Source organism: Nonomuraea sp. GTA35 (assembly GCF_041950525.1).
Taxonomy (GTDB): Bacteria; Actinomycetota; Actinomycetes; order Streptosporangiales; family Streptosporangiaceae; genus Nonomuraea.
Map to the genome: position 1 here is coordinate 73,878 of NZ_JBGNUV010000016.1, position 13,467 is coordinate 87,344.

At 70.9% G+C, this 13,467-nt stretch carries 17 protein-coding genes and 2 pseudogenes; 9 read left to right on the forward strand and 10 right to left on the reverse strand.

Features of this window, described 5'->3' with window-relative positions; genetic code table 11:
• The first annotated feature begins 11 nt into the window (after positions 1 to 11).
• A complete protein-coding gene (locus ACBJ32_RS47895) occupies positions 12 to 212 on the forward strand; it encodes a DUF4158 domain-containing protein (RefSeq protein WP_375132564.1) in 201 nt (66 codons plus the stop codon).
• A gap of 186 nt (positions 213 to 398) precedes the next feature.
• Here ACBJ32_RS47895 and ACBJ32_RS47900 read toward each other — a convergent pair whose 3' ends face one another.
• Positions 399 to 560: a hypothetical protein gene (locus tag ACBJ32_RS47900; RefSeq protein WP_375132565.1), complete on the reverse strand. Its 162-nt coding sequence runs from the start codon at positions 558 to 560 to the stop codon at positions 399 to 401.
• Positions 561 to 766: 206 nt separating this feature from the next.
• Here ACBJ32_RS47900 and ACBJ32_RS47905 point away from each other — a divergent pair.
• From ACBJ32_RS47905 to ACBJ32_RS47920, 4 genes and pseudogenes are all read left to right on the forward strand, one after another.
• A pseudogene (locus ACBJ32_RS47905) lies at positions 767 to 1,522 on the forward strand (transposase); the annotation flags it as partial.
• A 276-nt stretch (positions 1,523 to 1,798) separates the two neighbouring features.
• Positions 1,799 to 2,443: a carbonic anhydrase gene (locus ACBJ32_RS47910; RefSeq protein WP_375132566.1), complete on the forward strand. Its 645-nt coding sequence runs from the start codon at positions 1,799 to 1,801 to the stop codon at positions 2,441 to 2,443.
• Between the two features lie 102 nt (positions 2,444 to 2,545).
• A complete protein-coding gene (locus ACBJ32_RS47915) occupies positions 2,546 to 3,538 on the forward strand; it encodes an L-threonylcarbamoyladenylate synthase (protein ID WP_375132567.1) in 993 nt (330 codons plus the stop codon).
• Positions 3,539 to 3,576: 38 nt separating this feature from the next.
• Entirely contained in the window at positions 3,577 to 3,771 is a 195-nt protein-coding gene (locus ACBJ32_RS47920; RefSeq protein WP_375132568.1) for a hypothetical protein, read from the forward strand.
• 30 nt (positions 3,772 to 3,801) lie between these two features.
• Here ACBJ32_RS47920 and ACBJ32_RS47925 read toward each other — a convergent pair whose 3' ends face one another.
• Positions 3,802 to 4,050 carry a hypothetical protein gene (locus tag ACBJ32_RS47925; RefSeq protein WP_375132569.1) on the reverse strand — a complete coding sequence of 83 codons (249 nt, stop codon included), beginning with the start codon at positions 4,048 to 4,050 and terminating at the stop codon, positions 3,802 to 3,804.
• 617 nt (positions 4,051 to 4,667) lie between these two features.
• Here ACBJ32_RS47925 and ACBJ32_RS47930 point away from each other — a divergent pair.
• The gene (locus ACBJ32_RS47930; protein ID WP_375132570.1) at positions 4,668 to 5,078 is read left to right on the forward strand and encodes a hypothetical protein; all 411 of its coding nucleotides are present in this window, start codon (positions 4,668 to 4,670) and stop codon (positions 5,076 to 5,078) included.
• 93 nt (positions 5,079 to 5,171) lie between these two features.
• Here the strand turns inward: ACBJ32_RS47930 and ACBJ32_RS47935 are convergent, their stop codons facing one another.
• Complete coding sequence (locus ACBJ32_RS47935; protein WP_375132571.1) at positions 5,172 to 5,357, reverse strand: hypothetical protein; 186 nt, start codon at positions 5,355 to 5,357, stop codon at positions 5,172 to 5,174.
• A 40-nt stretch (positions 5,358 to 5,397) separates the two neighbouring features.
• Here ACBJ32_RS47935 and ACBJ32_RS47940 point away from each other — a divergent pair, with 40 nt between their 5' ends.
• A complete protein-coding gene (locus ACBJ32_RS47940; RefSeq protein WP_375132572.1) occupies positions 5,398 to 6,114 on the forward strand; it encodes a class I SAM-dependent methyltransferase in 717 nt (238 codons plus the stop codon).
• A gap of 96 nt (positions 6,115 to 6,210) precedes the next feature.
• On the opposite strand, the gene ACBJ32_RS47945 is transcribed toward ACBJ32_RS47940, so the two are convergent.
• The 7 genes and pseudogenes from ACBJ32_RS47945 to ACBJ32_RS47975 form a co-directional block, all read right to left on the reverse strand.
• Positions 6,211 to 6,780, reverse strand: coding sequence for a TetR family transcriptional regulator (locus ACBJ32_RS47945; protein ID WP_375132573.1), 570 nt, complete (start codon positions 6,778 to 6,780; stop codon positions 6,211 to 6,213).
• A 49-nt stretch (positions 6,781 to 6,829) separates the two neighbouring features.
• Positions 6,830 to 7,075 (reverse strand): alpha/beta fold hydrolase, encoded by a 246-nt coding sequence (locus ACBJ32_RS47950; protein ID WP_375132574.1) that lies wholly within the window; start codon positions 7,073 to 7,075, stop codon positions 6,830 to 6,832.
• Between the two features lie 445 nt (positions 7,076 to 7,520).
• A complete protein-coding gene (locus ACBJ32_RS47955) occupies positions 7,521 to 8,549 on the reverse strand; it encodes an alpha/beta hydrolase (RefSeq protein WP_375132575.1) in 1,029 nt (342 codons plus the stop codon).
• A 216-nt stretch (positions 8,550 to 8,765) separates the two neighbouring features.
• The gene (locus tag ACBJ32_RS47960; RefSeq protein ID WP_375132576.1) at positions 8,766 to 9,701 is read right to left on the reverse strand and encodes an oxidoreductase; all 936 of its coding nucleotides are present in this window, start codon (positions 9,699 to 9,701) and stop codon (positions 8,766 to 8,768) included.
• Between the two features lie 96 nt (positions 9,702 to 9,797).
• Positions 9,798 to 10,085 carry a tyrosine-type recombinase/integrase gene (locus ACBJ32_RS47965; RefSeq protein ID WP_375132768.1) on the reverse strand — a complete coding sequence of 96 codons (288 nt, stop codon included), beginning with the start codon at positions 10,083 to 10,085 and terminating at the stop codon, positions 9,798 to 9,800.
• 295 nt (positions 10,086 to 10,380) lie between these two features.
• Positions 10,381 to 10,593 (reverse strand): annotated as a pseudogene (locus ACBJ32_RS47970) (hypothetical protein); the annotation flags it as partial.
• Positions 10,539 to 10,922 (reverse strand): hypothetical protein, encoded by a 384-nt coding sequence (locus ACBJ32_RS47975; RefSeq protein WP_375132577.1) that lies wholly within the window; start codon positions 10,920 to 10,922, stop codon positions 10,539 to 10,541. The pseudogene ACBJ32_RS47970 and the gene ACBJ32_RS47975, both read right to left, overlap by 55 nt.
• A gap of 358 nt (positions 10,923 to 11,280) precedes the next feature.
• Here ACBJ32_RS47975 and ACBJ32_RS47980 point away from each other — a divergent pair, with 358 nt between their 5' ends.
• Entirely contained in the window at positions 11,281 to 12,456 is a 1,176-nt protein-coding gene (locus tag ACBJ32_RS47980) for a YbfB/YjiJ family MFS transporter (RefSeq protein WP_375132578.1), read from the forward strand.
• Positions 12,457 to 12,566: 110 nt separating this feature from the next.
• On the forward strand, positions 12,567 to 13,274 hold the full coding sequence (locus ACBJ32_RS47985) for an alpha/beta fold hydrolase (RefSeq protein WP_375132579.1): 708 nt from the start codon (positions 12,567 to 12,569) through the stop codon (positions 13,272 to 13,274).
• Positions 13,275 to 13,467 lie beyond the last annotated feature (193 nt).

The window sequence follows — 13,467 nt, forward strand, 5'->3', positions numbered from 1 at the left end:
CTCTCTGTAGTTTGCGGCTCATCGCATCGACCCGAGCGCAGGGCCGTTACGACGGCCCGCCCTTCCGGGCCGGGATGGAGAAGATCTTCTTCCTGGACAACGAGGACACGGCCCTGATCGAGGGGCATTGCGGCCGGCACATCCGGTGCCGTTTCGCTCTTCAGCTCGTGACCGTTCGTGACCTGGGGTGCTTCCTGGCCGACCCGCTGTAGGTGCCGAGTCCGAGCTGGCGGCGCGGTGCGGGCGCACGCCTGGAACACCGGCGACGGCAACACCGCGATGGGCGACATGAGGAGCTCTGACCTGCTTCCAGGTCGCCGACGGTGACCGGCTTGCGCAGCGGGGCGCCGTGGCCGGAACCGCCGGAAGCGATCACGCAAGGCGTCCCGGTCCGGCCGCTAGGAGTCCTGGGTGAGGTCGGCACGGTGGTCGGTGGCCCACTGGGCGAGGGTGCGGCCGGGCTTGCCGAGGACGCGTTCGACGTCGGGCGGGACCGTGGGCGGCTCCTCGGCGTACTCGGCCTGGTAGCCGAGCAGGTGTTCGGCGATGTCGTAGGGCATCCCGGCGGTGATGTAGGAGGCGCGTGCCTGGCCGTAGGTGAGCGCTTCGAAGCGCAGGCTTCTGCCCAGTCCCTCGCCGATGGCGGCGGCCTGCTCGCGGTGGCTGAGCGCCTGCGGACCGCTCAGCGAATAGGCCTTCCCGGCGTGCCCGTCCTGGACGGGGGCGGCGGCGACGACCTCGTCGGTGTCGATACCACCAAGACACTCACACCGCAGCCGTGATCGACCACGTCGGCCGCGTGCTGGGCACCGAGCAGTTCGCCGCCGACACCACCGGCTACACCACGCTGCTGACCTGGATGCGGTCATTCGGCACCGTGACGGTCGTGGGCATCGAAGGAACCGGCGCCTACGGTGCCGGGTTGGCCCGTTACCCGCGCCGGCAGGGCATGCGCCTGACCGAGGTCGACCGGCCCCACCGCAAGACCCGACGCTTCCAGGGCAAGTCCGATCCGATCGATGCGATCCAAGCGGCCAAGGCCGCACTGGCCGGCGAGCGGACCGGCATGCCCAAGCAGCGCGACGGCCGGGTAGAAGCCCTGCGCTGCCTGCGGATCGCCCGCCGCTCGGCCGTCGACCAGCGCGCCGGCGCCCAACGCCAGATCAAGGCCCTGATCGTCACCGCCCCCGACGCCCTGCGCACCCAGCTGCGCGGCCTGCCTGCCAAGAAGCTCATCGCCACCTGCGCCGCGCTGCGCCCTCACCTCACGCACGCCCACGACCCAGCCACCGCGACGATGATCGCACTGCGGTCCCTGGCCCGCCGCCACCAGCAGCTCACCACCGAGATCAACGACCTCGACGAACTGCTGGAACCCCTCGTGGCCGCCATCAACCCCGGTACGAGAGAAAGGGATGGTGGAGTGCTGAGGCGCTGCTCAGAGGGTTCGTTTGCCGGACGATGTGACCCTCCGAACAGGTATGGTTGCGGTTTGATGAACACGCTCGTTCGGCAGGGTTGATCGCCGCTACGGTTTCCGGGGTCTGGACGCCGGGATCGAGGCGAGGGACGGCCTTGGGATGACGTGGATCGAGCGGACCGCCTATCCGCAGTTCAAAGCGGCTGACGTCGGCGCGGGTGCTGCACGTGTTCTTCACGCCGTCGCCGGAGGAGGTGGCCTGGGCCGAAAACCGATGTCGAGCTGGCCGCGTGATCTGCGAGGCGTTAATGCCGTTGGCGAACGTGCTGGCGGGGCGTCTGCGCGGAGCCGGTTCAGCAGTCCCGGTAGCCTGCGGTCATGACCGAGATGCTGACGCTGACGCCCGATGATGCGTTGGCGATGCTGCTGGAGGGCAACCAGCGGTTCGTCGCCGGCGCGCCGGAGCATCCCAACCAGGACGCCGCCCGCCGCGCCGAGACCGCGCCGGCGCAGAGCCCGTTCGCGGTGCTGTTCGGGTGCTCCGATTCCCGGCTGGCCGCCGAGATCATCTTCGATCGGGGGCTGGGTGATCTGTTCGTGGTCCGCACGGCCGGGCACGTGGCCGGCACCGAGGTGCTGGGCAGCATCGAGTTCGGGGTGAGCGTGCTGGGCTGCCCGCTGGTGGTGATCCTGGGCCATGAGTCGTGCGGGGCGATCGCGGCGGCCTGTGCCGCCGCCGACGGTGACAGCACCCCGGCCGGGTTCGTGCGTGACGTGGTCGAGCGGGTGATGCCGAGCGTGCTGGCGGCCCGCGCCGCCGGACACGATCAGGGCGAGCAGATCCTGCATGAGCACATCCGGCACAGCGCCGAATTGCTGCTGGAGCGCTCTCGGGTCCTGGCGGAGCGGGTGGCCGATGGCCGCCTGGCGGTGGTGGGCCTGTCGTATCGGCTGGCCGACGGCAGCGCCCGGCTGGTGGCCGCGCACGGCCTGAGCGGGGCTGCCGTCCCAACACACGCCTGAAGACGGTGAATACCCGCCGCTGGGCCGTCTGCCTCGCCGTAGGGGCGACCTCGTCCTGCGCGGGAGGGGGCGGCAGAGAGAAACAGTGGGAGGATTTCGAGGGTGACAGCAAGACCTGGTGACATCGACAGCGCGGCCATCCACAACGCGGCCGGGGTGCTGCGCGGTGGAGGCCTGGTGGCGTTTCCGACCGAGACCGTCTACGGCCTGGGCGCCAACGCCGCCGACGGCGCCGCCGTCACGCGCGTCTTCCGGACCAAGGGGCGCCCGCCCTCCCACCCGCTGATCGTCCACCTCGCCGACGCGGAGCAATTGGGCGACTGGGCCGAGGACGTGCCCGCCGCCGCGCTGCTGCTGGCCGAGCGCTTCTGGCCCGGGCCGCTGACGCTGGTGCTGCGGCGCGGCCGCCGGGTGCCGCTGGAGACGACCGGCGGCCTGCAGACGGTGGCCGTGCGCGTGCCCGCCCATCCCGTCGCGCTCGCGCTGCTGTCGGCCTTCGGCGGCGGCATCGCGGCCCCGTCGGCCAACCGCTTCGGCTCGGTCAGCCCCACCACGGCCGGCCACGTCCGCGCCGAACTCGGCGACGCCGTCGATGTCGTGCTGGACGGCGGCCCGTGCCAGGTCGGCGTCGAGTCCACCATTGTCGATGCCACGGGCGAGGCGCTGAGCATCCTGCGGCCCGGCGGAGTGACGCGCGAAGACCTTCAAGCGGCGCTGGGCCGCACGCTGGCGGTCCCCGCCACGAGTACGGTCCGGGTGCCCGGCCAGCATCCCTCGCACTACGCGCCGCGAGCCCGGGTCGTCCTGATCGAGCCCGAGCAGGTGATCGCCGAAGCGGAACGCGCGCAGGAGTCCGGCCACCAGGTGGGCGTCCTGCTTCCTGCCGGCTTGGCCGACGCCGAGGTGAAGGCGCACGCCGTGGTGGCGGTCCCGGCGTCGATGCCCGCCTACGCGCGCGAGCTGTATGCCTTCCTGCGCGAGCTCGACGAGCGAGGCTGCGACCTCATCGTGGCGTCTCTGCCGCAGGAGGTAGGGCTGGGCCTGGCGATCGCCAACCGGCTGCGCCGCGCCGCAGGACCACGGCCCGCCGCCTGATCGGCACCGCGCCGCCCCTGCCCGGTACCGCCGGTGCCTTGGTGGACTTCACCGACACCGATCGCAACAACGACGCGACCGAGAAGTTCGTCGCCACCCTCGCCGAGGCGGACCCGCTCCTCGCGCTTGACACCGTCTTCTCCTCCTCCAACAGCGGTACGTGGTGCTCGGCCGACTGGTGGAGGTGTGACACGACAAGCCCTTCCACGACGTGCTCCGCGAACGCCTGGTGATACCACTGGGCCTGCACACTGCCGCGACACCTACGAGGCGATCCTGCACCGCGCCGCGGTGCCGGAGAAGGCCAGGTGGGGACCGATGATCAGTTGGGGATGGTCCATCAGCGCGCGTTTGCCGGTCAGTTGCCAGGCGACCGGGATCGGCTGCGGATCGCCCAGCGCCCGGATCGGCGCCTCTTCCTTCCACTGCCGCTGTACCAGGCCGGCCAGGGCGGTCTTGGCGGCGATGATCATGGTGTCGGTGGGGCCAGGGGCAGGCTGGCGCAGGCCCATGTGAACACGGCGATTTCGTACACGGCGAGACCGCCCATCGTCGCCGGCGGTCCCGCCCAGTCCAGTACACCGGGTTTCTTGGTCAGGTCGAGCCAGCCGATGGAAGTGAGCAGGTGGTCAACGAGGCTACGAGGAGGATCGGGGCCAGTGCCGCAGCGATTCGCCAGCGCCGCCTGCGCACCTCACCAGTGGGCATGCTGTCGTCTCCTTCGCTCGTCACGGTGGGATCTGCAGGTTCGCGGCAGGGGGCTCGCTACGCCCTCACCGTGGGCTTTCCCGAGGTCAACGTTCTTCCGCGGCCGGTGCGGCCGGCGGCACCACCGATTCGCCTTGCGCCGGTTGTTGCGCAAGTTTCGGCGGGAGAAGAGTCGGCCGTGCGCCGCGGGCTCGCCGTGATCTCCAGTCTCGACGAGCAGGGGGCCGGAGAACCGAAGAGACGGGTGCGTGTATCGCGAGGCGGACTGTGGTGTCATGGATCAGTCGTCATACCCGCTGGCCGTCCGGCCAGCCTCATCGCGGCACATGCGCAGGCCACAGCCTGCGGCTGATGCTGCGTGGAACGCTCGCCCACACGATCGCGGTGGACCGGGAGCGCCTCACAACGTCAGGAGCAGGACATGGTGGACCTCGGTTTCGTCGGCCCGAGCCGTCCAGCCAACGATCATGAGTTCGTGAAGGTCGTCGATGGCGATACCCCTCGGGTGACCATGGACATTCGGGCGTTCGACCTCAATGTTCTCCTTACGGAGGCGGACAAGGCGTGGACTGACAAGCTGGGAGCGTGGCACGAGTTCGGCGAAGATCTCCTGCTGGCTTGTGAGTACCGGGCCTGCATCAAGCTGGGTGTGAAGAACCTGCAGGACCCGGCCAAGGCCATCGCGGAGGCTTATCAGCGGGTATGCGTTGATCTTCGGACGATGACCGAAGTAGGCCTCTACGGCTACCACCTCGTCCCACCGCAGCACCGGCTCTGGATCTGGGCATCGGACCTGGAGCAGTCCCGTAAGGACCTGCCTCTCGTCCGTTGAAGCCCAGATCAAACCCCGCAGGCATGTTCCCGCGCGTCGTCGTCGGACGTCGGCATGTGGCAGCGTCGGCCCCGAAGGGGCCGACCTGGTCGTTCAGAGCCCTACAGCGAACGCCACGAGCCCGCCTGGCCTCGCCTGCTCGATGTCGGCCGGCGCGACCCTGGCCAGGCCGCCGGCCGGATCGGGCGGGCCGTGCACGGCGTCATGGCCGCCGCGCACCCACGGCGCGGGGTCCGGGTGGCGGCCCGGCGGGAAATCCAGGAAGGGCTTTGCCCTCAAGTCGGGCCTGCCGGCTACCCGAACGTGCTTACCTGGGGGAATGGGGGTAACGAGTTCCTTTGACGATCCCGACGTCGCTGCCGCGTACGCCACATGGCGCGCGCGTGAGCTGGCCTGGCTGCTGGGCTATCCCTTCCTCTTCCGGGCGCTGGAGCTGGAATCCGGTGGCGGCCGGGGGCCGGTGCTGGACGTCGGCTGCGGCCACGGCGAGGTGGCGGTGCAGGTGGCTCGCCGCTTCGCGAGCCCGGTGGTGGCGGTGGACGCCTCCCCCGCGATGCTCGAGGTCGCCCGGCGCGAGCATGCCGACCCGGCGGTGACCTACCACCAGGCCGAAGGGCGGCGGCTGGACTTCCTGGACACGGCCTCCATGGGCGCGGCCTACTCCGCGTTCGTGCTGCTGATGCAGCCGTCGCGGGCGGCGATCCAGGCGCTGGCCGACGAGGTCGGCAGAGTGCTGCGCCCCGGCGCGCGGTTCGCGGTCCTGGACATGGACCATTCGCGCTCCACCGTCCTGGCGCGGCGGCCCGCCGCCGAAGGTGAACAGATCACGGTCGAGATGGGCGACACCGAGATCCACGACTACTACTGGCTGCCCGAGACCTACACCGAGATCCTGGCGAAAGCCGGCTTCGCCGATGTCCGCGTCGAATGGCTGACCTGGGAGGGGACCGCCGATCCCGCGCTGTTCTCCTGGCGTGACCGCGCGCCCGGGCCGGTCACCTGCTCCCTGGTCGTCCTGTCGGGCACCCGCCGCTGAAGGAGCGGCCCTGCCCGGCGTGACGAACGCGCGGCCGGGCGAGGGTCACCCGGCCGCCCGCTGCGGGCACCTCGTTGGTCTGTCACCGATCGCGCGTCATCGTGAGGGGGTGACCAACTGTCGGACGGCGTCGACGATGACGCGGCGGCGTTCGGGCTCCTGTACGAGGCCGCGCACGTCCTCTCCATGGCGCTGCCACATGTTCGCGATGGCCAGGACCAGGGCGAGCAGTTCGGCTGCGCTGCGTTGGTCGGTCACGACCCCGCGACGCTGTGCGTCCTCGATCGCCGTGACCTTCTCGGCCATTGACTTGGTGACGCTCGGGCGCACGTTCGGCTCGGCATCACCGCGTTCCAGTGTGTACCAGGCCACGAAGCGCATCACCGCGGGGTGCTCCAATCCCGCGTCGTAAAGCCGCCCGGCGTATTCGGGCAGGTTGTCCGCATCGAGCGGGATCCTGGACACGGTCTGTTCGACGATGGAGTCGTAGACGGCCTCGAACAGGCCTTCCTTGCCCTCGTAGAAGGAGTAGACCAGGCCGGCGCTGACTCCGGCGCGGGTGGCGATGCGGTCCACGCGTGCTCCGCCGATGCCGTGCTCGGCGAACTCTGCCAGCGCCCCCTCCAGGAGCTGCCGGCGCTTGCGCTCGGGGTCTCGCGTCCGCATCACTCCACTATCGTCTAATGAATGTTCATTTGACAAATGAGCGGGCTCGTCATGCTGGCAGTTCGGTGATCGTCTGCACAACCGCCGTGGTGTACACGTGCGGAACGCCGTGTCCGTCCGGCAGGCGCGGCAGTGCCGCTGTGGCGATGCGGCCGGCCGGCTCGACCGAGTGGGCGAGGTCGACGAAGTCGTCCGCCTCCCCGGCGATGACCAGCGTGGGAACCGTGATCGACGGGAGGTCGTTCTCGACGTCGATGGTGCAGGCGAGCACGATCTGTTTCTCCGGTGTCCGCAACCAGCGACGAGCCGGTACGCGGGCGTGCATGACCCGCCGCCGACACCAGATGTGTCACCCGCCCCCGGAAGGCCGCCGCCACCCTGATCGCGAGGGGAGCCCAGCGATCGCGAACCGGTCGTGACCGGCACTGGTGGCGACGTCGGCGATCTGTTCGGCCGGCACCGCGACCTCGAGCGGGCCATCCGGGAGCGGGCTGCGCCCGGAGCCGGGCAGGTAGAAAAGCAGGACGGTGCAGGCTGTGGCGGGTGATGGCGCCGAGCTGGTGCAGCATGCCGAGGATGTCCTCGCCGAACCATGCCTCGGCGATCTTGCCGTCGTGCACGGTGTAGATGCCGATGCCGAGCCATTCCGCGCGGCGGCCTGCGAAGGCCCCGCCGATGGCGCGCGCAGAGAGGTCTTGTATGCCCGGATTCCTGCGCTGTCACCGCCGTTGACGACCTCGTCAATGGCGGTGCACGGTCCGGGCGGGGTCTTCCCCTGTCCCGGCGAGCAGGCCGGGCTGCTCCGGGATGTGGTCGAGGATTGCGTTGATCCACGCGGTGGTGCGGTCCAGTGCGATCTCGCCGAGGGGGGTGGCCATGTTGGTGAAGGCGTGCGCGCCCTCGGGCCAGATGTCCAGGCTCGCGTCCCGGCCGGCGAGCCGAAGCCGGGTGGCCAGGATGATCGAGTCGTCGCGGAGCGGATCGAGGTCACCGACCGTGAGCAGCGTCGGCGGGAAGCCGGTGAGGTCGGCCAGGGCCGGTGACAGGTGCGGGGAGCGCCGCTGCGCGACGGTGTGGCCGGGCAGGCCGAGTTCGACCAGACCGTCTAACCAGGACCGGGTCAGCACGAGGGTGTCCTCGGTCGCGGTGGCCGCACTGGGGCTCATGCCCAGGTCATAGGGGCCGCAGTCCAGGTGCGCGCCGGCGAACATGCCGAACGCCGGATCACCCGCGTCGCGCAGGGCCAGCAAGGTGGCGGCGGCGAGGTGGGCGCCGGCGGAGATGCCGCCGATCAGCAGCGTGCCGGTGCCGAACTCGCCGGAGGCCTGCCGTGCGAGCCAGCGGGCCACGGCCACGGTGTCCTGGATCTGCTCGACGACGGTGATCTCGGGGACCAGCCGGTAGTCCGGGCTGGCTACGACTACGCCGGTGGCGCGTGCGATGCGGTCGTTGAGTGTGTCGTCGTCCTCCGGGGCACCCGCGGCCCAACCACCGCCGTGGATGCGGTACAGCACCGCGCGCGGCTGGTCCGGGGTGAACACGCGCAGCCGGATCGGGCCGCCGGGCCCGTCGACGACGCGCTCGGTCGGGGTCAGTCGCGGGGCGCCGGGATTGTTCGCGGTGCTCGCGCGCAGCGCAGCGAGCCCGTCGGCGGTGCGGACGTCCGGGTGCGGCATCTGCGCGATCGCGGCGTTGACGGTGCGCTGCGCATCGAGAACGGCGGGGTCGATGTCCCGGACGCGGAGGTCGAGGGCCGGGTAGGTGGTCATGATGGACCCTGTCCTTTCGGTGTGGGGCAGCTGAGGAAGCCGTCGTTGACGGCGAGGTGGGCTCCGGTGATGCAGGAAGCGCGGTCGGAGAGCAGGAAGCAGATGGCCTCGGCGGTCTCGGCGCCCGTGCCGGTCGCGAGGGCGATCTTCCCTGCGAATGATCGGGTGGACGTGGTTGGTGCAATGCTCCTGTTCGTGGACGAGGTCGGTGGGCGGTCAGATCGCGAACCGGACGCCGGTCAGCCGCTCGCTCTCCGTCCACAGGCGAACCCCCGTGGCGGGATCGTCGGCGCCGCGCGGCAGCGCCACCGATTTCGGGGTACCGGAGGTCTGGTCGCGTCCGGCCGGACCGTAGAAGCCACCGCTGGCCACGTCGCGGCTGGTCGCCGCGTAGAGCGAGGGCCACGCCGCGCCTTCCGGCGAGCCCATGACGAGGTTCCGGGTCAACGCGATCACGATCCGGGCCATCAGGCCCTGGCTGTGCCGTTGCAGGTTGGTCATCGCCGAGCCGGGATGCACGGCCACAGCGGTGATGGTGGTGCCCGCCAGCCGTCGGGCGAGCTCTTGGGTGAACACGACGTTGGCGCGCTTGGACTTGGCGTAGGCGCTCATCGCGCCGTAGCGCTGCTCGCTCATCAGGTCGTCCAGCCGCCCGCCGCGCCACGTCGCTGCGATCGCGCTGACCGTGACAACCCGCGCGGCCTCCGCACGACGCAGCGCGGGCAGTAGGCCCGCGGTGAGTGCGAAGTGCCCAAGATGGTTGGTGCCGACGGTCAGCTCGAACCCGTCCGCGGTGGTGTGGCGGTCGGGCACGTTCATCACACCGGCGTTGTTGAACAACAGGTCGATCGTCTCGGTAGCCGCCAGCCGGGAGGCCGCCGCGGCGATCGAGGCCAGCGACCCTAGGTCCAGCACCAGCGTGTCCAGTCGCGCGTCGGGCCGGTCGGCGCGCAGATCGGCGACGGCCTCATCGAGCTTGGTCTGACTGCGGCCGGCCAGGATGACCCGGGCGCCATGACCGGCGAGGACCCGGGCGGTTTCCAGGCCGATGCCGCTGTTGCCGCCCGTGATAAGCGCTGTGCGGCCGGTCAGGTCACCGATGTCAGCAGGGCTCCAGTACGCCGTCGGCCGCGCATGCCGAGTGGTCTGCATGGGCCCACCTTCTCTCGTATTGAATGTTCATTCATTAGCTGTACCGCAGCATTGCGGTACAGGCCGACGTTGTCAAATGAACGTTCATTACCGTGATCACGACGAACCGTGCTCGGCGGTGGCGTCGATCGTCGTGGAAGTCTCAGGAGCGGTCCCGGAGGTGAAGTCGGCGGGGCCAGGTGCGGGCTGCTGGGTAAGCAGGTCGGTGAGCTGGTAGGGGGCGTGGCCGTCCAGCGCGCTCTGGCCGCGGTCGTAGCGTTGGGGGGTGATCGGGGAGGCGTGTCCGAGCAATTCCTGAACGACTTCGACCGGGACGCCGGCAGCCCGCAGCAGCGTGGCCGCCGTGGCGCGGAGCATGTGCGGCGTCAGCTTCGCGACGTCCAGGCCGGCGGCGCAAGCCGATCATCAGCGGCCGCAGCAGGGCCATCACCTGCTCCGCCAGCGGCACGGCGATGTTCTTGCCGCCCTTGAGCCGGAAGCAGATCACCCCAGTGCCCGGCGTCGCGTTCCAGCCGTCCGACGGTGAGCCCTGCCGGCTCCCCTGCGCGTAGCCCGAGTGTGGCCAGCAGCGCCGCGGCGTCGACCGGACGAATGCGGCGGGACTGTGTCCGATCACGCGGCGGCGTATCGCGTACCCGTACAGCGATTCGAGCGTGGAGATGTGCCGTTTGACGGTGGCGTCGGCCAGCAGGCCGCCGCCGCGAGAGAACGCGGCCACATGCCCGCTGCCGGTGCCCAGCTGCTCGGCGTAGGCGATCAGCACGTCCCCGGTGACCTGCCACAGCCCGGCACCGGGCGCGGTGGCGGCCCACCAGCGCACGAACTTGGCCAGGTCGCTCAGCCGCGCGCGGCGGGTCGCGGCGCTCCTGCCCGCACGCAGCCACGCAGCCACGCAGCCACGGTCGGCCAGCCGGCCCGCTGACCGGGTATCGGCCCGTCGTCGGTACGCGGCAGCGCGTCGATGAGGTCGACCTCAGCGCCGGGCAGCTCGCCACCGTCACGGGCCCGGCGACGCGGCCGCAGCCCGGCGATGTCCCCGACCGAGTCCACCAGCGGTGCGGGCGGCGGCGGCTCGCCCGCCTGACCGAACGCGCCAGCCGCTCCCCCGCCACCGTGCGCGCCCGAGCCCGCGAGCGTCGCGGTGCTCGGCGCCTGGGTGTTCGCTCCGGGATGCCACACCGCGGCGGGCACGAGCACGTCGTCGGCTTCGTCGAGCGTCATGACCGCGTCCTTTGTTCGCCGGACCGGCATGTGGGCGCGTGCTCCTGCCGGCTTGCCCGCACGGCGCGGATGGGCAGGTCCAGATGCTCGCCCGGCCGATCGGCCTGTCGTGCCGCCTCGGCCCCGGCGCGCGGCGGTGGTGGGCTGCCGGGCCCAGGTCGGTCGTCGAGCCTTGGGACCTGGTATGCCATAGATCGTACCGGTCGGTTCGTTCTACTGCTAGCATCCGAGTTCGTACCGTTCGGTTCGATCTTTGGAGTGTCATGCCAGACACTTTCGCCTCACCGCGAATCCGGAACGTCTCGGACGCGCGGGACGCAACCCCCCGCGGCGATGGCGCCACCGAGAGACAGGACCGATGACGCAGCCGGCGCTGAAGGCGGAGCCCTGGGCGGCGTGGCAGGCGGGCCGGCTGGCGCTCGGCACCGCCTCGGCGCTCGGGCTCGCGCGCTTCGCCTACGGCCTGCTCCTGCCGGCCATGCGCGAGGACCTGCGCTGGACCCTTGCCGAGGCGGGCGCGATGAGCACCGCCAACGGGCTCGGCTACCTCCTCGGCGCGCTGGTGACCGCCGCGGTCGTGCGCCGCTGGGGCACCGCCGCCGCATTCCGCATCGGGATGGCGCTCACGGCTGTGTCGCTGGCTGCCACCGCGGCGAGCGATGCCTACCTGGCGCTGCTGGCCGCGCGGGCCGCAGCCGGAGCGGCGGGGGCGGTGGTGTTCGTCGCCGGCGGCGTGATCGCCTCGCGCGTCGCCGCCCGCGCGGCCTCCAGCACGCCCATCACCGTGTACTTCGCCGGCACTGGGCTGGGCATCGTCGTCAGTGGTGTGAGCATTCCCGCGTTGGGGGAGCACTGGCGCCTGGCCTGGATCGGCCTGGCCGTCGCTGCCGCACTGGCGACCGTGGCGAGTTGGAGCGCGGCGAGCACGGGCGAGGACGCGCCTGCCGCCGGGGCCGGCCGGGTCCGCGTGCTCCCGCTGTGGGGGGCCGCCCTGGCCTACCTGCTCTTCGCCGCCGGGTACATCACCTACATCACTTTCCTGTCCGCCTACCTCGCCGACCGACACGCCCCGCTTGGGCAGGTGGTGCTCACCTGGACGGCGCTGGGCCTTGCCGTCATCGCGGCGCCCGCGCTGTGGAGCCGCCCCACCGCCGAGTGGCCCGCTCCCCGGGCACTGGCCACCCTGCTCGCCGTCCTGGCCGGCGGAGCGGCGCTGGCGCTGGCAGCACCCACGCCACCGGTCATCCTCGCCTCCGCGATCATCTACGGGGCGACGTTCATGGGCGTTCCCGCCGCCATCACCGCCCTCATCAAGAGCAACGTCCCGCCCGCCGACTGGACCGCCACGCTGGCGGCCTTCACCACGGTGTTCGCGGCCGGGCAGACCGCCGGGCCGTGGATCGCCGGCATGGTCGCCGACCACACCTCGACCGAGGCCACCCTGGCGTGGACCGCGATCCTGTGCGCCGCGGCCTCCGCGATCACCATCGCCGGACGCCGCACACGCCCCGGCGCGCAACTGAGACGCGCCTGACACCGGCGACCCCGGCACGCAGACCGCGCATGCGGGCGGCGTTCTCCCGGGCGACGCCTCGCGAGCCACCAGACACGAAATCCGACAAGAGAAAGAGAGAAAGAAAGGTCATGGGCAACTTCGTGCTCATCCCAGGGATGTGTCACGGCGGCTGGTGCTTCGAGGAGCTCACGGGCGAGCTTCGCGCGCAGGGGCATGCCGTCTACCCGCTGACGCTGACCGGGCTCAGCGAGCGCAGCCATCTGCTGCACGGCGGAGTGAACCTCGACACGCACATCCAGGACGTGACCAGTGTGCTGGCCGCTGAAAACATCCAGGATGCGGTGCTGGTCGGCCACAGCTACGGGGGGATGGTGATCACTGGTGCCGCCGACCGCGCCCCCGAACGGGTGGATGCCCTGGTGTACCTGGACGCCATGGTGCCGGGGCCCGGCGACTCCACCTGGACCCTCGTCTCCGACCAGGAGCGCCGATGGTACATGGACGTGGTGGAGACCGGATACGCGGTACGGCCGCTGCCCTTCTTCGACTCACGGGCCACGCCCCACCCACTGGCCTCGCTGCTCCAGCCACTCCAGCTCACCAGCGACCTCGCACACATACGCCGCAGGGACTACGTGTACGCCGCGGGATGGGACGGTCAGTCCCCGTTCACCCCCGTCTACCAGCGGTTGCGTGAAGACCCGTCGTGGCGGACGTACGCGGTGGACAGCGGGCACAACCTCATGCGGGACGCACCGCAGGACCTGTTGAAGATCCTGCTCCGGGTCGTTGACCCCGCTGATGGCGAGGATCGGGGAAAGCCAATGACGCTCTGATGCCTCACCCCACCACGTGTCACTGGCCGGCGGCCTCCTGCTGTTGTGACGCTCGCGATGAGGACCACGTCGTCGCTCGTCATGAGCGTGCCGGCTGCGCGAGGCCTCTCTTGGCGGCACGGTGCTGACGGGGATCGGGCCTTACCCTGGTCCGGCGGGCACGCGGGGGCGGCCGCCGATACGTGGCGGCGAC

What these genes read in the sequence shown, in the direction of transcription:
- ACBJ32_RS47900 (WP_375132565.1), bottom strand. Translation starts at nt 560, where the DNA reads ATGCCCTACGACATCGCCGAACACCTGCTCGGCTACCAGGCCGAGTAC.
- ACBJ32_RS47910 (WP_375132566.1), top strand. Translation starts at nt 1,799, where the DNA reads ATGACCGAGATGCTGACGCTGACGCCCGATGATGCGTTGGCGATGCTG.
- ACBJ32_RS47925 (WP_375132569.1), bottom strand. Translation starts at nt 4,050, where the DNA reads ATGGGCCTGCGCCAGCCTGCCCCTGGCCCCACCGACACCATGATCATC.
- ACBJ32_RS47930 (WP_375132570.1), top strand. Translation starts at nt 4,668, where the DNA reads ATGGTGGACCTCGGTTTCGTCGGCCCGAGCCGTCCAGCCAACGATCAT.
- ACBJ32_RS47940 (WP_375132572.1), top strand. Translation starts at nt 5,398, where the DNA reads ATGGGGGTAACGAGTTCCTTTGACGATCCCGACGTCGCTGCCGCGTAC.
- ACBJ32_RS47945 (WP_375132573.1), bottom strand. Translation starts at nt 6,780, where the DNA reads ATGCGGACGCGAGACCCCGAGCGCAAGCGCCGGCAGCTCCTGGAGGGG.
- ACBJ32_RS47955 (WP_375132575.1), bottom strand. Translation starts at nt 8,549, where the DNA reads ATGACCACCTACCCGGCCCTCGACCTCCGCGTCCGGGACATCGACCCC.
- ACBJ32_RS47960 (WP_375132576.1), bottom strand. Translation starts at nt 9,701, where the DNA reads ATGCAGACCACTCGGCATGCGCGGCCGACGGCGTACTGGAGCCCTGCT.
- ACBJ32_RS47975 (WP_375132577.1), bottom strand. Translation starts at nt 10,922, where the DNA reads ATGACGCTCGACGAAGCCGACGACGTGCTCGTGCCCGCCGCGGTGTGG.
- ACBJ32_RS47980 (WP_375132578.1), top strand. Translation starts at nt 11,281, where the DNA reads ATGACGCAGCCGGCGCTGAAGGCGGAGCCCTGGGCGGCGTGGCAGGCG.
- ACBJ32_RS47985 (WP_375132579.1), top strand. Translation starts at nt 12,567, where the DNA reads ATGGGCAACTTCGTGCTCATCCCAGGGATGTGTCACGGCGGCTGGTGC.